The following is an 18063-nucleotide window of genomic DNA, read 5'->3' as shown; positions in this document are numbered from 1 at the left end:
GCGCTCGCCGGCCGGCGGGGCAGGGCGGGCAAACCAGGGTTTGATCACGGCAGGTGCCGGTGTTTCGGCCGGCCAGCCGAGGAACTCACCGCGCAGGATCTCCCACTTGTGGCCGATACCCGGCGTGCGCTTCATCTTGAACCCGGCCGCATTGATCAGCCGGCGTACCCAGCCGGTGCTGGTGAAGGTGCTGATGGTCGAGCCGGGCGCCGCCAGCCGCGCCAGTTCGGCGAACAGCTCGGCGGTCCACATGTCGGGGTTTTTCGCCGGGGCAAAGCCGTCGAGAAACCACGCATCAATTTGCGCGTCCAGTTGCGGCAATTGCTCCAGCGCGTCGCCGATCAGCAGGGTCAGGGTCACACGGCCTTGAGCCAGTACCAGGCGCTGGAAGCCTTGGTGAATGGCGATGTATTGCGCCAGCAACTGATCGGCAAGGGGGCTGAGTTCCGGCCAGAGGGCGAGGGCGCGTTGCAGGTCGGCGTGGCTCAGCGGGTACTTTTCCACGCTCACAAAATGCAGGCGTGCGCCCGGCGCGGCGTGTTGTTCGAACAGTTGCCAGGCACATAGGAAATTCAGGCCGGTGCCAAAGCCGGTTTCGCCGATCACCAGTCGCGCGCCATCCGCCAGCGCGGCAAACCGCTCCTGCAAACGGTTCTGCTGGAGGAACACGTAGCGGGTTTCTTCAAGGCCCGACTGGTCGGAAAAGTACACGTCATCGAACACCCGCGAGTGCGGGCGGCCTTGGTCATCCCAGTCGAGTTGGGCGTGGGTTACGGGGTTCATGGGCGGCTCGGTAAAGGCAAGGCGGCCATTCTAGCCGATCAACCCGCTGTGCATTGATCCATGGCAAGTCGCAAGGGAATTTCCTACCACGCGGCGTTGCCCAATCCGCTAGTCTTGCTGAATTCTGGAACGGAGCCGCCCATGTTCGAATCTGCCGAAATCGGTCACGCCATCGACAAAGACACCTACGACGCCGAAGTCCCGGCCCTGCGCGAAGCCTTGCTGGAGGTGCAGTACGAGCTGCAACAGCAGAAGCGCTTTCCGGTGATCATCCTGATCAACGGCATCGAAGGCGCGGGCAAGGGTGAAACCGTCAAGTTGCTTAATGAATGGATGGACCCGCGGCTGATCGAGGTGCGCACCTTTGACCAGCAGACCGACGAAGAACTGGCGCGTCCACCGGCCTGGCGCTACTGGCGCCAGCTGCCGGCCAAAGGCCGCATGGGGGTCTTTTTCGGCAACTGGTACAGCCAGATGCTGCAGGGCCGGGTGCATGGCGAGATCAAGGACGCACGCCTCGACCAGGCCATCGCCGGTGCCGAGCGCCTGGAGAAGATGCTGTGCGACGAAGGCGCGCTGATCTTCAAGTTCTGGTTCCACTTGTCCAAGAAGCAAATGAAGGCGCGGCTCAAGGCGCTGGCCGACGACCCGTTACACAGCTGGCGCATCAGCCCGCTGGACTGGCAGCAGTCAAAGACTTACGACAAGTTTGTGCATTTTGGCGAGCGCATCCTGCGCCGTACCAGCCGTGACTACGCACCGTGGCATGTGATCGAAGGCGTGGATGCGCATTACCGCGGTCTCACTGTGGGCAAGATCCTGCTCGAAGGCCTGCAAAATGCACTGAAGCTGCCCAAGGGCAAGCCCAGTGGCATGAACCCGGCACCCTTGCCGTCTTCCGTCGACCAGATGAGCCTGCTCAACAGCCTCGACATGACCCTGCGCCTGGACAAGGACGATTACGAAGAACAACTGATTACCGAACAGGCACGCTTCTCTGGCCTGATGCGCGACAAACGCATGCGCAAGCACGCGCTGGTCACTGTGTTTGAAGGCAATGATGCGGCCGGCAAGGGCGGGGCGATCCGGCGCGTGGCAGCGGCGCTCGACCCGCGTCAGTACCACATCGTGCCGATTGCCGCGCCCACCGAGGATGAGCGCGCCCAGCCTTACCTGTGGCGGTTCTGGCAGAAAATCCCGGCGCGCGGGATGTTCACGGTGTTCGACCGCTCCTGGTACGGCCGCGTGCTGGTGGAGCGCATCGAAGGGTTCTGTACAACCGCCGACTGGATGCGCGCCTACGGCGAGATCAACGACTTCGAAGAGCAACTGCGCGACGCCGGCGTGATCGTGGTCAAGTTCTGGCTGGCCATCGACAAACAGACCCAGCTGGAGCGTTTTCAGGCGCGTGAGGAAATCCCTTTCAAGCGCTTCAAGATCACCGAAGACGACTGGCGCAACCGCGAAAAGTGGGACGACTACCGCGCCGCCGTGGGCGACATGGTCGACCGCACCAGCACCGAAGTCTCGCCCTGGACCCTGGTGGAAGCCAATGACAAACGCTGGGCGCGGGTCAAGGTGCTGCGCACCATCAACCGCGCGCTGGAAGAAGCGTTCGAGAAAACCGACAAGCACGACAAGAAGAAAAAGAAATAGGGCCTTTGGGATGAGTCTTCCTTAGTGAGCAGGTTTCCTGTGGCAAGCCTGCTCACCACAATGACCGTGCAGGCTACGGGACCCAGGGCGCTCATGCTTTTGCATACGCCGGGTGAATGATCGTCGCGGTTGGAATCAGCTGGATCTATGCTCGATCCATCTCCCAACAACCACAAGATCGAGGTAGCCCATGCGTGAAGTAGTGATCGTCGACAGTGTGCGAACCGGCTTGGCCAAATCTTTTCGCGGCAAGTTCAACCAGACCCGCCCGGACGACATGGCGGCCCATTGCGTCAACGCGCTGCTGACCCGTAACGGTATCGACCCGGCTAGCGTCGAAGACTGCATCGTCGGTGCCGGCTCCAACGAAGGCGCCCAGGGCTACAACATCGGGCGCAATGTGGCGGTGCTGTCGCAACTGGGCACCGGCACCGCCGGCATGACCCTCAACCGTTTCTGCTCGTCGGGCCTGCAGGCGATTGCGATTGCGGCCAACCAGATCGCCTCGGGTTGCAGCGACATCATTGTCGCCGGTGGCGTCGAGTCGATCAGCCTGACCATGAAGAGCGTTAACACCGATAACCTGATCAATCCGCTGCTAAAAGAGCAGGTGCCCGGCATCTACTTCCCCATGGGCCAGACCGCTGAAATCGTCGCCCGCCGCTATAACGTCAGCCGTGAAGAACAGGACCTCTACGCCCTGCAAAGCCAGCAGCGCACGGCGCAAGCCCAGGCCGATGGCGTGTTTGACGATGAAATCGTGCCGATGGCCGTCAAGTACAAGGTCGAGGACAAGACCAGCGGCGCGGTGCAGATCCTCGAGGGTGTGGTCGACCGCGATGACTGCAACCGCCCCGACACCACCTTGGCCAGCCTCGCCGGGTTGAAGCCGGTATTCGCCGAGGACGGCTCGGTGACGGCGGGCAACTCGTCGCAGCTGTCCGACGGTGCCTCGATGACCCTGGTGATGAGCCTGGAAAAAGCCCTGGAGCTGGGGCTCAAGCCCAAGGCGTTTTTCCGCGGGTTCGCCGTAGCCGGTTGCGAACCGGACGAGATGGGCATCGGCCCGGTGTTCTCGGTACCCAAGCTGCTCAAGGCGCGCGGCCTGCAGGTGGCGGATATCGACCTGTGGGAGCTCAACGAGGCGTTCGCGTCGCAGTGCCTGTACGCGCGCAATCGCCTGGACATCGACAACGCCAAGTACAACGTCAACGGCGGCTCGATCTCCATCGGCCACCCCTTCGGCATGACCGGCTCACGGCAGGTCGGGCATCTGGTGCGTGAGTTGCAGCGGCGCAATCTGCGCTATGGCATCGTCACCATGTGCGTGGGCGGCGGTATGGGGGCGACGGGGCTCTTCGAAGCCGTCCGCTAGTTATCACTGGGGGAAGCGGATCAAATGTGGAAGCGGGCTTGCTCGCGAAAGCGCTCAATCAGTTATGCACTTGCTGGCTGACACTGCGCATTCGCGAGCAAGCCCGCTCCGACATTTCGAACTGCGGCGTATCCCGGATCGTTCGCTTGCCCCTAGAATGCCGGCTCCACTTCCTCAGGTATTCAGGGGCACTCATGCACATCTCTTCCGGTCGCTGGGTCTACGGCTTTGGCTTGACCCTGCTGACCGCGTTCCTTTGGGGCATTCTGCCGATCAAACTCAAACAGGTTCTGCAAGTGATGGACCCGGTCACCGTCACCTGGTTTCGCCTGACGGTGGCCGGCGGTTGCCTGTTCCTGTACCTGGCGGCGACCAAGCGCCTGCCCAGCCGTAAAGTGCTGGGCCCCAGAGGCGGCTGGCTGGTGGCGATGGCGGTGTGCGGCCTGGTGGGCAACTACGTGCTGTACCTGGTGGGCTTGAAGATGCTCAGCCCCGGCACCGCACAGCTGGTGGTGCAAATGGGCCCGATCTTTTTGATGATCGCCAGCGTGTTCGTGTTCAAGGAGCGTTTCAGCCGTGGGCAGGTGCTCGGGTTAGTGGTGTTGGTGGTGGGCTTCGGCCTGTTCTTCAACCAGCGCCTTGAGGAGTTGCTCACGTCCGTCGGCACCTACACCGCCGGGGTGCTGACCATCCTGCTCGCCACGTCGATCTGGGTGTTCTACGCCTTGGGCCAGAAGCAATTGCTGACGGTGTGGAATTCGCTGCAAGTGATGATGGTGATCTACCTCTCCTGCGCGGTGCTGCTCACGCCGTGGGCGCACCCGCTCGAAGCCCTGCAACTGAGCCCGCTGCAAGGCTGGCTGCTGCTGGCGTGCTGCATGAATACGCTGGTGGCCTATGGCGCATTTGCCGAAGCCTTGGCGCATTGGGAAGCCTCGCGGGTGAGTGCGACCCTGGCTCTCACGCCCTTGGTGACGTTTGTGGCGGTGGCGCTGGCCGCGTGGCTGTGGCCGGATTACGTGCAGGCCGAAGCGATCAACGCCCTGGGGTATTTCGGCGCGTTGGTGGTGGTGATGGGCTCGGCAGCCGTCGCGTTGGCACCATCGTTGCTCGCCGGGCTCAAGGCCCGGCGATTACGCATGGCGTCTTAATGCCCGGCTTCGAGCATGTTTTCCGGGCGCACCCACTGGTCGAACTCGGCGTCGGTGAGAAAGCCCAGGTCCAGCGCGGCCTGGCGTAGCGTCAGGCCTTCGGCGTAGGCCTTCTTGGCGATCTGCGCCGATTTGTCGTAGCCGATATGCGGGTTGAGCGCCGTCACCAGCATCAACCCGCGCTCCAGGTGCTCGGCCATTTGCTCGGCGTCGGGTTCGAGGCCGGCAATGCAGTGCTCCTGGAAGTTGTTGCAGCCATCGGCCAACAGGCGGATCGACTCCAGCAGGTTGTGGATAATCACCGGCTTGTAGACGTTCAACTGCAAATGCCCTTGGCTGGCGGCAATGCCGATGGTCACGTCGTTGCCCAATACCTGGCAGGCCAGCATCGACAGCGCCTCGCACTGGGTCGGGTTGACCTTGCCCGGCATGATCGAGCTGCCGGGCTCGTTGGCCGGCAGCTTGACTTCGGCCAGCCCGGCGCGTGGGCCGGAGCCCAGCAGACGCAGGTCGTTGGCGATTTTCATCAGGGCCACGGCCAGGGTTTTCAGCGCGCCATGCAGCGTCACCAGCGGCTCATGGCCCGAGAGCGCGGCGAACTTGTTGGGGGCGGTGACAAACGGCAGGCCCGACAGCGCCGCCAGCTCGGAGGCAATCGCCTCGCCAAAACCATGCGGCGAATTGAGCCCGGTGCCGACGGCGGTGCCGCCCTGGGCCAGCTCGCACACGGCAGGCAGGGCGCTGCGGATGGCACGTTCGGCGTAATCCAGCTGGGCAATAAACGCTGAGACTTCCTGGCCAAAGGTGATCGGCGTTGCATCCATCATGTGAGTGCGGCCAGTCTTCACCAGTTTCATATGCCGCGCGGCCAACTCCGCCAGCCCCCCGCAAAGCGTGGCAATCGCCGGCAGCAGCTGCTGGTTCACGGCCTGCACGGCGGCGATGCTCATCGCCGTGGGGAAGCAGTCATTGGAGCTTTGCGAGCGATTCACGTGATCGTTGGGGTGCACCGGGCTCTTGCCGCCGCGCGGCTGGCCGGACAGCTCGTTGGCGCGGCCGGCGATCACTTCATTGGCGTTCATGTTGCTTTGCGTGCCGCTGCCGGTCTGCCAGACCACCAGCGGGAATTGGTCGTCATGCTGGCCGGCGAGCACCTCGTCGGCGGCCTGTTCGATCAGGCGGGCGATGTCGGCGGGCAGGTCGCCGTTGCGGTCGTTGACCCGTGCAGCGGCTTTCTTGATCAGGGCCAGGGCGTGCAACACCGCCAGGGGCATGCGCTGCTCGCCGATGGCGAAGTTGACCAACGAACGTTGGGTCTGTGCGCCCCAGTACGCGTCATCCGGGACGGCGACTTCTCCCAGGCTGTCGGTTTCGATACGGCTCATCGGGCACTCTCCTTCAGGTTCGTTTGCGCAGTTTAGGCCCTGATGGGCCCATGGGGTTCCCTAAAAGACTTTTCATCGGGTAGAAGTCCCAAAAAGCCAAGCCCTACAAGGCGTGGGGTTGAGCCCTGGCGTTTTTTAGGCGCAGAATGGTCGCCCTTGGGGTATTACCTCGCCAGCTAGAAAGGAAACTCGATGACCCGTCTTCGTGCCATCTGTACCGCGGTTGCTCTGGTTTGCGCCAGCGGCCAGGTTTTTGCCGATACCGCCAGCCACAACGCCAGTGCCGAAGCGTTCCTTACCCTGGCCCATGCCGACAAGCTGGGTACTCCGGTGTACATGCAAGTGCAGCAAATGTTCGCCCAGCGTTTCGAACAGACCAAGGCGCCTGCCGCCAAGCAGTCGGTACTCGACAGCTACCAGGCCAAGGCCAACGCCGCCCTGGACCAGGCCATTGGCTGGCCGAAGCTGAAACCGGACATGGTCAAGCTCTACACCACCAACTTCAGCGAATCCGAGCTCAAGGACCTGGTTGCGTTCTACCAGTCGCCACTGGGCAAGAAAGTCCTGGAAAAAATGCCGCAACTGACCCAGCAATCGGCCCAGATGACCCAGGCCAAGCTGGAAAGCGCCGTGCCGGTGGTGAACAAGCTGTTGGAAGACATGACCAACGAGCTGACGCCGAAAGCCGCCGCCCCGGCCAAGAAGAAGTAAGCAGGAATGACCATGCAACAGCGTATCGAAACGGCGCTTGGCGCCCTGGTCCCGGACCATTTGAGCGTGCTGGACGAAAGCCACATGCACAGCCGTGGGTTGCAGACCCACTTCAAGGCCGTGCTGGTCAGCCAGCAGTTCGAGGGGCTTAACCGCGTCAAGCGTCATCAGAAGGTCTACGCCACCCTGGGTGACCTGATGAGCGAATTTCATGCGCTGGCGCTGCATACCTACACGCCCGAAGAATGGGCGAAAATCGACGCAGCCCCGGCCTCGCCGACCTGCGCCGGCGGACATTGATGGGTTATCCCTGATAGAATCCGCAACGCGCCGCTTAGCCGGCGCGTTTTTTTTGCATCCGGTTCACCCCTTACGAGGGTAGCCACCTGGAGAGAACACCCATGACTCAACCGATTGTCGTGGCGGCACTGTATAAGTTCGTCACCCTCGAAGATTACGTCGCCCTGCGTGAACCACTGCTGCAGGCGATGGTCGACAACGGCATCAAAGGCACCTTGCTGATCGCCGAAGAAGGCATCAACGGCACCGTTTCCGGCAGCCGCGAAGGCATTGATGGCCTGATGGCCTGGCTCAAGAACGACCCGCGCATGGTCGACATCGACCACAAAGAATCCTATTGCGACGAGCAGCCCTTCTATCGCACCAAGGTCAAGCTGAAGAAAGAGATCGTGACCCTGGGCGTCGAAGGCGTCGACCCGAACAAAAAAGTCGGCACCTATGTCGACCCGCAGGACTGGAACGCGCTGATCAGCGACCCGCAAGTGCTGCTGATCGACACGCGTAACGACTACGAAGTGTCGATCGGCACCTTTGAAGGCGCAATCGACCCGAAAACCACCAGTTTTCGCGAATTTCCAGACTACATCAAAGCCAACTTCGACCCGGCCAAGCACAAGAAAGTCGCCATGTTCTGCACCGGCGGCATTCGCTGCGAAAAAGCCTCGAGCTACATGCTCAGCGAGGGCTTCGACGAGGTCTACCACCTCAAGGGCGGCATCTTGAAGTACCTCGAAGAGGTGCCGCAGGAAGAGACCAAGTGGCAGGGCGACTGCTTTGTATTCGACAATCGCGTAACCGTGCGCCACGACTTGACCGAAGGCGACTACGATCAATGTCACGCCTGCCGCACACCGGTCAGCGTAGAAGACCGTGCATCCGAGCACTACGTGGCTGGCATCAGTTGCCCGCATTGCTGGGATAAGCTGCCGGAGAAGACCCGTCGCAGCGCGATTGACCGGCAAAAGCAGATTGAGCTGGCCAAGGCCCGCAACATGCCGCACCCGATTGGCTTCAACTATAAGCAATCACCTTCCGAGGCTTGAGCCATGTCCGCGCGCCTGCTCTATGTAATGGACCCGATGTGTTCCTGGTGCTGGGGGTTTGCCCCGGTGGCCGAGGCATTGGTGGAGCAGGCCCACGCGGCCGGCGTGGAGCTGCACCTGGTGGTGGGCGGCTTGCGCACCGGCAGCGGCGCAGCGTTGGAACCGACCACCCGGCGCTACATCCTTGAGCACTGGCAGGCAGTTACCGAGGCCACCGGCCAGCCGTTCAAGCGTGAGGGTGCGTTGCCCGACGGCTTTGTGTATGACACCGAGCCGGCGTGCCGCGCCATCGTCACCGCGCGCAGCCTGGCGCCGGATTGCGCCTGGAAATTGCTGGGGTTGATCCAGCGTGCGTTTTATATCGAGGGCCGTGACGTGACCCTGGCCGGTGTGCTGGTGGAGTTGGCCGAAGAGGCGGGCATACCGCGCATCGAGTTTGCCGGCGCGTTCGACCGCGCCGAGCAGCACGCCGCCACCGCCGCCGATTTCACCTGGGTGCAGGACCTGGGCATCGCCGGTTTCCCGACCCTGCTGGCGGAACGCAATGGTCAGTTGGCGTTGCTGACCAATGGCTACCAGCCGCTGTCAGAGTTGTCGCCGTTGCTGGCCCGCTGGTTGGAGCGAGCCACCTGTGTATGACCAGCCCGACCTTGAGCCTGCCAAGCGCGCCGACCGACTGACCTGGGCGGAGATCCGCCGCCTGGCCCTGCGTCACAAAAAATCCCTGTGGATCGCCAACAGTGTCGCCGTGCTGGCGACCCTGTGCAGTGTGCCCATCCCCCTGCTGTTGCCGTTGCTGGTGGACGAGGTGCTGCTGGGCCATGGCGATGCCGCGCTCAAAGTCATGAACCACGCACTGCCCCTGGGCTGGCAGAAGGCTGCCGGGTATATCGGCCTGATGCTGCTGGTGACCCTGTTGCTGCGCTGCGGCGCGCTGGTGTTCAACGTGGTGCAGGCGCGGCTGTTTGCGCGGCTGGCCAAGGACATTGTGTATCGCATCCGCGTGCGCCTGATCGAGCGCCTCAAGCGTATCTCACTGGGCGAGTATGAAAGCCTGGGCAGCGGCACGGTCACCACGCACCTGGTCACCGACCTGGATACGCTGGACAAATTCGTCGGCGAAACCCTCAGCCGCTTCCTGGTGGCGATGCTCACGCTGGTCGGCACGTCGGCGATCCTGGTGTGGATGCATTGGCAGTTGGCGTTGCTGATCCTGCTGTTCAACCCGCTGGTGATCTACGCCACGGTGCAACTGGGCAAACGCGTCAAACACCTGAAGAAACTGGAAAACGACAGCACGTCGCGCTTCACCCAGGCGCTGACTGAAACCCTCGATGCTATCCAGGAAGTGCGCGCCGGCAACCGCCAGGGCTTCTTTCTCGGACGCCTTGGCCAGCGGGCCCGGGAAGTGCGCGACTACGCCATCCACTCGCAATGGAAAACCGACGCGTCCAGCCGGGCCAGTGGACTGCTGTTCCAGTTCGGTATCGACATCTTCCGTGCGGCGGCGATGCTCACCGTGCTGTTTTCCGACCTGTCGATCGGCCAGATGCTCGCGGTGTTCAGCTACCTGTGGTTCATGATCGGCCCGGTGGAGCAACTGCTGAACCTGCAATACGCCTACTACGCGGCGGGCGGGGCGGTGACACGGATCAACGAGCTGCTGGCACGGGCCGACGAGCCGCAATATGCCGGCGGCGAAGACCCGTTTACCGGGCAAGAAACCGTAGGCATCGAAGTGCGCGGGCTGAATTTCGGCTACGGCGAGGACCTGGTGCTCGACCAGTTGAACCTGACCATCGCCCCTGGTGAGAAAGTCGCGATTGTCGGCGCCAGTGGCGGCGGCAAAAGTACCCTGGTGCAACTGTTGCTCGGGTTGTATACGCCGCTGGCCGGCAGCATCCGGTTTGGTGGCGCGACCCAACAGGCGATCGGCCTTGCGACTATTCGCGAAAACGTCGCGGTGGTGCTGCAACACCCGGCGCTGTTCAACGACACCGTGCGCGCCAACCTGACCATGGGCCGTGAGCGCAGCGACCAGGCCTGCTGGCAGGCCCTGGAAATCGCCCAGCTGGATGCGACCGTCAAGGCGCTGCCACTGGGGTTGGACAGTGTGGTGGGGCGGTCCGGCGTGCGGTTTTCCGGTGGGCAGCGCCAGCGCCTGGCAATTGCGCGCATGGTGCTGGCCGAGCCTAAGGTGGTCATCCTCGACGAGGCCACCTCTGCCCTGGACGCCGCCACTGAATACAACCTGCACCAGGCGTTGGCGCGGTTCCTCAGCGGCCGTACTACCCTGATCATCGCCCACCGTCTGTCGGCGGTTAAGCAGGCAGATCGAGTATTAGTGTTCGACGGCGGTCACATTGCAGAGGATGGTGATCATCAGCAGTTGATTGCCGATGGCGGCCTGTACGCCAAGCTATATGGACACTTGCAGCAAGTGCGCTGATTTAGCCTAGGCTTAGCTATCGGAAGCGTATTTTCGCGTGCGTATCAGGCAGTGCATGTGCAAGGGACTTCATGAAGCAGAAGCGGACTCTCGGAACCCCGCGGTTATTGGGCATTGTGTGGCCCTTTATCGCCGTCGTGTTGTTACAGGCGTTATTGGGCTGCGTCAGTCTTTACGTACTTTCAGCCGTGCGCGGCTATGTGGCTGGTGAAAGCCTGTGGTCCAAGGGCCAGAAGGACGCGATCTATTACCTGACGCTCTACGCCGATAATCGTGACGAAACCACTTACCTCAAATACCAGCAAGCGATTGCCGTGCCCCAGGGCGGGCATGAGCTGCGTATTGCCCTGGACCGCTCCACGCCCGATCTCAGCGCTGCGCGCCTGGGCATCCTCAAGGGCGGCAACCACCCGGATGACGTCTCCAGCCTGATCTGGCTTTACCTCAATTTCCGGCATTTCAGCTACCTGGAGAAAGCCATCGAGCTGTGGACCGTCGGCGATGGTTACCTGGTCCAATTGGATAGCCTGGCCAGGGAGATGCATGAAGCGATCAGCCGTGACCAGGTGAATGCCAACGATGTGCAGCAATGGAAAGCCCACATCATCGCCATCAACGACGGCGTGACCCCCGCCGCCAAGGCCTTCAGCGATGCCCTGGGCGAAGGCTCGCGGATGATCCTGCGGCTGCTGTTGATCACCAACCTGGCGACCGCCCTGGGCCTGATCGTGCTGGCATTGTTGCGGACCCACAAGCTGCTGACCCAACGCCATGCGTTCGCCCATGCCCTGCAGGAGGAGAGGGAGCGTGCGCAGATCACCCTGGAATCGATTGGCGACGGAGTGATCACCACCGATGTCGACGGCGCCATCACCTACATGAACCCGGCAGCCGAGGCGCTGACCCATTGGAAGTCGGCCCAGGCTCAGGGTTTGCCCCTGGCGGCCTTGTTCAACCTGCTGGATGACAATGCCCAGCCCGACGGTTTTACCTTGATCGAACACATCGTCAAAGGCCAGCTCAGCGGCGGCAGCGAGCATTCGAAAACCATCCAGCGCCTGGATGGCAGCACGGTGTCGGTGACCCTGGTGGGCGCGCCGATCCGCAGTGCCGGCAAGGTCACCGGTGCCGTGCTGGTGCTGCACGACATGACCCAGGAGCGTCAATACATTGCCAACCTGTCGTGGCAGGCGACCCATGACGCCTTGACCGGCCTGGGCAACCGTCGCGAATTCGAGTTCCGCCTGGAGCAGGTGTTGCACCCGGCCGGTGGCGCGCCGAGCGGGCGACATGCGTTGATGTTTCTCGATCTGGACCAGTTCAAGCTGGTCAACGACACCTGCGGGCATGCTGCAGGCGACGAGTTGCTGCGGCACATCTGCGCGCTGCTGCAATCGGACCTGCGTGAAGGTGACACCCTGGCCCGGCTGGGCGGTGATGAGTTCGGTATTTTGCTGGAGAACTGTCCGGCACCCGTGGCAGAAAAGATCGCCGAGAGCCTGCGCCATACCGTGCAAAGCCTGCACTTTGTATGGAAAGGCCGGCCATTCATGACCACGGTCAGTATCGGGCTGGTGCATATCTCGCACACCCCGACCACCCTGGAAACTTCGCTGCGTGCCGCCGACATGGCGTGCTACATGGCCAAGGAAAAAGGCCGCAACCGCGTGCAGGTGTACCACTCCGATGACTCGGAACTGTCCCTGCGCTTTGGTGAAATGGCCTGGGTGCAGCGCCTGCACATGGCCTTGGAAGAGAACCGGTTTTGCCTGTATGCCCAGGAAATTTCACCCCTGGGGCAGACCGAAGGCGGCGACGGGCATATCGAAATCCTGCTGCGCCTGCATGATGAGGCTGGCCGCATTATCCTGCCGGACAGCTTTATCCCGGCCGCTGAACGTTACGGCTTGATGACCTCGCTCGACCGCTGGGTGGTCGAGAACGTATTCAAACTGATCGCCCGTTGCATGCACGAGCGCCCAGGCCGGCCCATGGCCATGTGTGCGATCAATCTGTCAGGCATCACTATTGGTGATGAAGACTTTCTCGGATTCTTGCGTGAGAAATTTCACACTTACAGTATCCCGCCGAAAATGATCTGTTTTGAAATTACTGAAACCAGCGCCATTGCAAATTTGGGCAGTGCGATCCGCTTTATTGATGAACTCAAAGCGTTAGGTTGTCATTTCTCCCTGGATGACTTTTGTGCCGGAATGTCCTCATTCGCTTATCTCAAACATTTACCTGTAGACTTCCTGAAGATCGATGGAAGTTTCGTAAAGGATATGCTGGACGACCCGATTAACCGCGCGATGGTTGAAGTGATCAATCACATCGGCCACGTCATGGGTAAGCGCACAATTGCAGAGTTTGTCGAAACACCGCAGATCGAACAGGCGTTACTCGAGATCGGTGTGGACTACGCTCAGGGCTACCTGATTGAACGCCCGCAATTGTTTACCTTTGATAGCTTGCAGTGTCGACCTGTGCGGCCGCAGCCTCTGTTGTTCAAGGCGCCCGGCACATTCCGCTGAAACATTTGCTGGTCTGTAAATCACACTTGAAAAGGAGCCCGACAGTGATCGACACATTCAACAGAACCGGCCCGCTTATGGAAGCCTCGAGTTACCCCGCCTGGGCGCAGCAACTCATCCAGGACTGTAGCGAGAGCAAGCGGCGTGTTGTCGAACACGAACTGTACCAGCGCATGCGTGACAACACGCTCAGCGCCAAGACCATGCGCCACTACCTGATCGGTGGCTGGCCCGTGGTGGAACAGTTTGCCTTGTACATGGCACAGAACCTCACCAAGACCAAGTTTGCCCGCCATCCTGGGGAGGATATGGCGCGGCGTTGGCTGATGCGCAATATTCGCGTGGAACTCAACCACGCCGACTATTGGGTGCACTGGGCGCGTGCCCACGGCGTCAGCCTGGAAGAGTTGCAGGCACAGAACGTTCCGCCAGAGCTGCACGCATTGAGCCATTGGTGCTGGCACACAAGCTCCGCCGACTCGCTGATCGTGGCTATCGCCGCGACCAACTACGCCATCGAAGGCGCGACCGGGGAGTGGTCTGCGGTGGTGTGTTCCACCGGTGTCTACGCGGCAGCTTTCCCGGAGGAAGACCGCAAGCGCGCGATGAAGTGGCTGAAAATGCATGCCCAGTACGATGACGCACACCCTTGGGAAGCCCTGGAAATCATCTGCACCCTGGCCGGGATGAACCCGAGCAAGGCTCTGCAGGCAGAGCTGCGCCAGGCCGTGTGCAAGAGCTACGACTACATGTACCTGTTCCTGGAAAGCTGCATGCGCCTCGAGAAAGAAAAGGCGCCAGTGGTTGCGCGCGAGCGCCAGGCCCGCATTGCCAGCGAAGCCTGATGGAACCGTGATGGCGGGGTGTTTACCCCGCCATTGCCAAGCGGTTGCGGCCTTCGCGCTTGGCCACGTACAAGGCATTGTCGGCCCGGCGCAGCAGGCTATCGGCAGACTCGGCGGCCAATAAGGTCGAGCAGCCCAGGCTTACCGTCAAGTCGATCCGTGTGCCGTCCGCCCAATAGTCCTTGGCTTGCGCCGCCTGGCGCAGACGCTCACCGACCATCGCAGCCGCATCGCGACCGGTGTTGGAGAGCAGGATCAGAAACTCTTCCCCGCCAAACCGAAACACCATGTCCACGTTCCGCAACTGGCTCTTGATCGCTGCGGCGACCGCGCGCAGGACGCTATCGCCCGCAGCATGGCCGTGGGTATCGTTGATGACTTTGAAATGGTCGATGTCGAGCATCAACAGCGATAAAGGGTGCAGGTGCCGGCGCGCCATATCGATTTCGCGTTGCAGCGTCTGGTCCATGGCAATGCGGTTGCCGGTCTCGGTCAACGGGTCGCGCAGCGCGCTGCGTGTGGCGGCACGGTAGAGCAGGGCGTTGCGCATTGGGTAGAGCAGAGTCGACAGCAATGATTCAAGCTGGCCGAGTTCCTCTTCCACCAGGCGCTGGTTGCGGCGAAAGATCAGCTCGCCGAGGTGCTCGCCTTCATGGCTCAGGCTGTAGCTCACCGAATGGTGGCCGCGGTGGCCGAACTCCAGGCGCAAATCGCTGGCGTCATGGCGGTATTGCAAAGCGTCCAGCGGCACCAGGCGCTGGATCTCACGGAAGAACACCGCGAGGATGCGCTCCGGTTCCAGGCTGGTCTGCAGTTGCATGCCCAGTTGCTGGCGGAGTTGGGTAACGGTCGTGGGACGGCGCGGGAGGAGCGTTGGCTGACCAAAGCCCAGTCGTTGCAATTTGGCACTGTCGAAGTCAATTGCGTTGGTCTGGGTTGGTGTTTTCATAAGCGTACGGCCTCTAAGCACTTAGCTGTCTTACAGGCTCGATGAGAGTGGCGAATGCCAAGCGTCTAACTGTTCCTTCAGTTCCGTAAAACATTGGTAACAGTTTAAACCGCTTTCCAGAGGGTTATAACCCCTGGGCACTGCCGCACGTCTTGTCATCGCTCAACCTGCTTGGGAAGGGTTAGAGCGAGATTCATGCCATTTTGTTTAAATAAAAATAACTCCTTGTAAATCAACGACTGTTTTTTAACTTAAAAACACTCGTCGAACAGTGACGTCAGTTATTTGGCTGGTTGCACCAGAGTGGTAGGGTCAATCTGGTCGATTGACGTGACACCGGTCAGCGTCATGGCCACGCGCATTTCCTTGGCGAAGATATCCAACAGGTTTTCCACCCCGTGCTGGCCATCTGCGGCCAATGCGTAAGCGCTCGCGCGGCCCAGCAGGCAAGCCTTGGCGCCGAGGGCGAGCATGCGCACCACGTCCAGCCCGGACCGGATGCCCGAGTCCACCAGCACCGTCAGGTCATCGCCCACGGCTTCGGCAATCGCCGGCAAAGCCTTGGCGGTAGACAGCACACCGTCGAGCTGGCGGCCGCCATGGTTGGAGACCACGATGCCGTCGGCGCCGAAACTCACGGCGTCCTTGGCGTCCTGTGGGTCGAGGATGCCCTTGATGATCATCGGGCCTTTCCAGAACTCGCGGATCCACTCCAGGTCTTTCCAACTGATCGACGGGTCGAAGTTGTTGGCCAGCCAGCCGATGTAATCCTCCAGATGCGTGGGTTTGCCCAGGTATTTGGAGATATTCCCCAAATCGTGCGGGCGGCCCATCAGCCCTACATCAAACGCCCATTGCGGCTTGGTCACGGCTTGCAGCATGCGCCGCTGTGCGGCGAACGGGCCGGACATGCCTGAGTGCGCATCGCGGTAGCGCGCGCCCGGGGTCGGCATGTCCACGGTGAACACCAATGTGGTGACCCCGGCGGCCTGGGCTCGCTCCAGCGCATTGCGCATAAAACCACGGTCCTTGAGCACGTAGAGTTGAAACCAGATGGATTGCGCGCTCTGCGACGCCACTTCTTCAATCGAACACACCGACACCGTCGACAGGCAAAAGGGGATGCCTTTGGTGGCCGCCGCCTTCGCCGCCTGCACCTCGCCGCGCCGTGCGTACATGCCGGTCAGGCCGACCGGGCTGAGGATCACCGGCATTGCCAGCTCCTGCCCAAACACGCTGGTTTTCAAACTCAGGTTGTCGACATTGCGCAGGATGCGCTGGCGCAGGCTGATCTCGGCCAGGTCCGAACTGTTCGCGCGCATCGTGTGTTCGGCGTAGGCGCCGCCGTCGATGTAGTCAAACAAAAAGCGCGGCAGCTTGCGCTTGGCGGCTGCGCGGTAGTCGGAGGCGGACGAGATGATCATGCAACATGACTCCACAGGGCAAAGTGGGCCCACGATAAGCCAATGTCTGGCATGATAAAAACAACTTTTATCGCTAGTGGCCAGTCGCTAAGGGAATACCATGAACCTCAGAACACTGCGTGCTTTTGTCGAAGTGGTACGCCAGGGTGGCTTCTCCCAGGCCGCCGAGGTGGTGGCTCTGACCCAGTCCAGCGTGAGCAAGGCGGTCAAGACCCTGGAGGACGAACTCGGCACGCCGCTGCTCAACCGTCTTGGCCACCGCAACGAACTCACCGCTGCTGGCGAAATCGCCTACCGCCGGGCGCTGGTGCTGCTCGCCGAGCACACCGACCTGGTGAGCGAGATCAACGACTTGCGCGGGCTCAAGCGCGGCCAGCTGCGCATCGGCCTGCCGCCGGTGGGCTGCGGTGTGCTGTTCGCCACCCTGTTCGCCACCTACCGCAGCCGCTACCCGGACATCGACATCGAACTCACCGAATACGGCAGCAAAAAACTGCGTGAATGCCTGGAAGCAGGGGAGGTCGACCTGGCGGCCCTGTTGCTGCCGGTAGATGAAGACTTCGACTACCAACCCGTGCGCAATGAACCGTTGATGGCCGTGCTGCCCACCCGCCATCCGCTGGCCGGGCGCAAATGCATCGACTTCACCGACCTGGTCGATTCACCGTTCATACTGTTCGAAGCCGGCTTCGCCCTCAACGCCAAGATCCTCGCCGCGTGCGAACGCAAAGGCGTAACGCCCCGGGTGACCGCGCGCAGCGGGCAGATCGACTTCATCGTCGACCTGGTCGCCGCCGGCCTGGGTGTCGCCTTCTTGCCACGGATGCTGGCGCACATGCATCAGCATGCCGACATCGCCCTGATCCCGCTGGATGAACCCCATACCGACTGGCACATCGCCCTGGCCTGGCGCGCGAATGCCCACCTGCCACCAGCCGCGCGAGCCTGGCTGGACCTTGCCAGGGAACAGCCGCTTTCAACCGGCCGTCCGCTTGAATCCGCCGAAATGCCACGCAAAGCTTGACTTGTCCTTTTCAATCAGTAACATACGGCGCATTCCGCGATAGCTCAGTTGGTAGAGCAAATGACTGTTAATCATTGGGTCCCTGGTTCGAGTCCAGGTCGTGGAGCCAGATAGAGAAAAGCCTGCAGCGATGCAGGCTTTTTTTTTGCCCTGGATTTCTCCGGGGTGATCAAAGCGCATAGCGTGACACGCATGAAGACGTCTCTAACTTGTACATTTTATTGACGTCATCAAAACGCCACCCTACTATCGCCGCCGAGTAATATCACAAGGCCATTATAGGGATGTTGAAATGTGGCGTTTGGTACGTCGGACCAGGCTCAGCCTGCTGTCCGCTTTTTTTTGCCTGAGCACGGCCGGGATGGCCCAAGGCGCAACCCTGCAGAACACGCCTGGGGTCACCGACCTGATCCGCGATCGCCAGGATCGCCTGC

The 18063-nt window shown here is 61.4% G+C and carries 15 protein-coding genes and 1 tRNA gene; 12 read left to right on the top strand and 4 right to left on the bottom strand.

Annotated features, from left to right (window positions below):
- The coding region (gene mnmD, locus WBR57_RS26220) for a tRNA (5-methylaminomethyl-2-thiouridine)(34)-methyltransferase MnmD (RefSeq protein ID WP_424087908.1) at positions 1-783 on the bottom strand (783 nt) is incomplete at its 3' end.
- Positions 784-924: 141 nt separating this feature from the next.
- Between mnmD and pap the strand changes: the two genes are divergently transcribed.
- The 3 genes from pap (at position 925) to WBR57_RS26205 (ending at position 4965) form a co-directional block, all read left to right on the top strand.
- Positions 925-2439 carry a polyphosphate:AMP phosphotransferase gene (gene pap, locus WBR57_RS26215; protein ID WP_424087906.1) on the top strand — a complete coding sequence of 505 codons (1515 nt, stop codon included), beginning with the start codon at positions 925-927 and terminating at the stop codon, positions 2437-2439.
- A 190-nt stretch (positions 2440-2629) separates the two neighbouring features.
- Entirely contained in the window at positions 2630-3814 is a 1185-nt protein-coding gene (locus WBR57_RS26210; RefSeq protein WP_424087905.1) for a thiolase family protein, read from the top strand.
- A 194-nt stretch (positions 3815-4008) separates the two neighbouring features.
- Positions 4009-4965 (top strand): DMT family transporter, encoded by a 957-nt coding sequence (locus WBR57_RS26205; RefSeq protein ID WP_424087903.1) that lies wholly within the window; start codon positions 4009-4011, stop codon positions 4963-4965.
- On the opposite strand, the gene WBR57_RS26200 is transcribed toward WBR57_RS26205, so the two are convergent.
- Complete coding sequence (locus tag WBR57_RS26200) at positions 4962-6350, bottom strand: class II fumarate hydratase (RefSeq protein ID WP_424087901.1); 1389 nt, start codon at positions 6348-6350, stop codon at positions 4962-4964. The two genes, WBR57_RS26205 and WBR57_RS26200, sit on opposite strands and share 4 nt — an antisense overlap.
- Before the next feature lie 192 nt (positions 6351-6542).
- On the opposite strand from WBR57_RS26200, the gene WBR57_RS26195 reads away from it, so the two are divergent.
- The 7 genes from WBR57_RS26195 (at position 6543) to WBR57_RS26165 (ending at position 14232) form a co-directional block, all read left to right on the top strand.
- Positions 6543-7061, top strand: a complete 519-nt coding sequence (locus tag WBR57_RS26195; RefSeq protein WP_003236690.1) for a DUF2059 domain-containing protein — start codon at positions 6543-6545, stop codon at positions 7059-7061.
- A gap of 6 nt (positions 7062-7067) precedes the next feature.
- On the top strand, positions 7068-7361 hold the full coding sequence (locus tag WBR57_RS26190; protein WP_424087899.1) for a BolA family protein: 294 nt from the start codon (positions 7068-7070) through the stop codon (positions 7359-7361).
- Between the two features lie 101 nt (positions 7362-7462).
- Positions 7463-8404 (top strand): rhodanese-related sulfurtransferase, encoded by a 942-nt coding sequence (locus WBR57_RS26185; RefSeq protein WP_424087897.1) that lies wholly within the window; start codon positions 7463-7465, stop codon positions 8402-8404.
- Positions 8405-8440: 36 nt separating this feature from the next.
- Positions 8441-9043 (top strand): DsbA family protein, encoded by a 603-nt coding sequence (locus tag WBR57_RS26180; protein ID WP_205900053.1) that lies wholly within the window; start codon positions 8441-8443, stop codon positions 9041-9043.
- On the top strand, positions 9036-10853 hold the full coding sequence (locus tag WBR57_RS26175) for an ABC transporter ATP-binding protein (protein ID WP_424087896.1): 1818 nt from the start codon (positions 9036-9038) through the stop codon (positions 10851-10853). The genes WBR57_RS26180 and WBR57_RS26175 overlap by 8 nt, the downstream gene beginning before the upstream one ends.
- A 71-nt stretch (positions 10854-10924) precedes the next feature.
- Positions 10925-13387 (top strand): EAL domain-containing protein, encoded by a 2463-nt coding sequence (locus WBR57_RS26170; protein WP_424087894.1) that lies wholly within the window; start codon positions 10925-10927, stop codon positions 13385-13387.
- Positions 13388-13464: 77 nt separating this feature from the next.
- Positions 13465-14232 carry a TenA family transcriptional regulator gene (locus WBR57_RS26165; protein WP_424087910.1) on the top strand — a complete coding sequence of 256 codons (768 nt, stop codon included), beginning with the start codon at positions 13465-13467 and terminating at the stop codon, positions 14230-14232.
- Between the two features lie 22 nt (positions 14233-14254).
- On the opposite strand, the gene WBR57_RS26160 is transcribed toward WBR57_RS26165, so the two are convergent.
- Entirely contained in the window at positions 14255-15181 is a 927-nt protein-coding gene (locus WBR57_RS26160) for a GGDEF domain-containing protein (RefSeq protein WP_424087892.1), read from the bottom strand.
- Positions 15182-15462: 281 nt separating this feature from the next.
- On the bottom strand, positions 15463-16605 hold the full coding sequence (gene lldD / locus WBR57_RS26155; RefSeq protein ID WP_424087890.1) for an FMN-dependent L-lactate dehydrogenase LldD: 1143 nt from the start codon (positions 16603-16605) through the stop codon (positions 15463-15465).
- A gap of 100 nt (positions 16606-16705) precedes the next feature.
- Here lldD and WBR57_RS26150 point away from each other — a divergent pair, with 100 nt between their 5' ends.
- Positions 16706-17629: a LysR family transcriptional regulator gene (locus WBR57_RS26150; RefSeq protein WP_424087888.1), complete on the top strand. Its 924-nt coding sequence runs from the start codon at positions 16706-16708 to the stop codon at positions 17627-17629.
- Between the two features lie 33 nt (positions 17630-17662).
- Positions 17663-17738: transfer RNA gene (locus WBR57_RS26145), tRNA-Asn, on the top strand.
- The last annotated feature ends 325 nt before the right edge of the window (positions 17739-18063 follow it).

Origin of the sequence: Pseudomonas sp. (assembly GCF_049590575.1) — a bacterium.
In the GTDB taxonomy this organism is placed as follows: domain Bacteria; phylum Pseudomonadota; class Gammaproteobacteria; order Pseudomonadales; family Pseudomonadaceae; genus Aquipseudomonas.
The sequence above is the reverse complement of the archived record's forward strand: the minus strand, read 5'-3'. Positions and strand labels throughout refer to the sequence as shown.

Excerpts from the sequence above, each read along its gene's own strand:
- pap (WP_424087906.1), top strand. The coding sequence starts at position 925 with ATGTTCGAATCTGCCGAAATCGGTCACGCCATCGACAAAGACACCTAC.
- WBR57_RS26210 (WP_424087905.1), top strand. The coding sequence starts at position 2,630 with ATGCGTGAAGTAGTGATCGTCGACAGTGTGCGAACCGGCTTGGCCAAA.
- WBR57_RS26205 (WP_424087903.1), top strand. The coding sequence starts at position 4,009 with ATGCACATCTCTTCCGGTCGCTGGGTCTACGGCTTTGGCTTGACCCTG.
- WBR57_RS26200 (WP_424087901.1), bottom strand. The coding sequence starts at position 6,350 with ATGAGCCGTATCGAAACCGACAGCCTGGGAGAAGTCGCCGTCCCGGAT.
- WBR57_RS26195 (WP_003236690.1), top strand. The coding sequence starts at position 6,543 with ATGACCCGTCTTCGTGCCATCTGTACCGCGGTTGCTCTGGTTTGCGCC.
- WBR57_RS26190 (WP_424087899.1), top strand. The coding sequence starts at position 7,068 with ATGACCATGCAACAGCGTATCGAAACGGCGCTTGGCGCCCTGGTCCCG.
- WBR57_RS26185 (WP_424087897.1), top strand. The coding sequence starts at position 7,463 with ATGACTCAACCGATTGTCGTGGCGGCACTGTATAAGTTCGTCACCCTC.
- WBR57_RS26180 (WP_205900053.1), top strand. The coding sequence starts at position 8,441 with ATGTGTTCCTGGTGCTGGGGGTTTGCCCCGGTGGCCGAGGCATTGGTG.
- WBR57_RS26170 (WP_424087894.1), top strand. The coding sequence starts at position 10,925 with ATGAAGCAGAAGCGGACTCTCGGAACCCCGCGGTTATTGGGCATTGTG.
- WBR57_RS26165 (WP_424087910.1), top strand. The coding sequence starts at position 13,465 with ATGGAAGCCTCGAGTTACCCCGCCTGGGCGCAGCAACTCATCCAGGAC.
- WBR57_RS26160 (WP_424087892.1), bottom strand. The coding sequence starts at position 15,181 with ATGAAAACACCAACCCAGACCAACGCAATTGACTTCGACAGTGCCAAA.
- lldD (WP_424087890.1), bottom strand. The coding sequence starts at position 16,605 with ATGATCATCTCGTCCGCCTCCGACTACCGCGCAGCCGCCAAGCGCAAG.
- WBR57_RS26150 (WP_424087888.1), top strand. The coding sequence starts at position 16,706 with ATGAACCTCAGAACACTGCGTGCTTTTGTCGAAGTGGTACGCCAGGGT.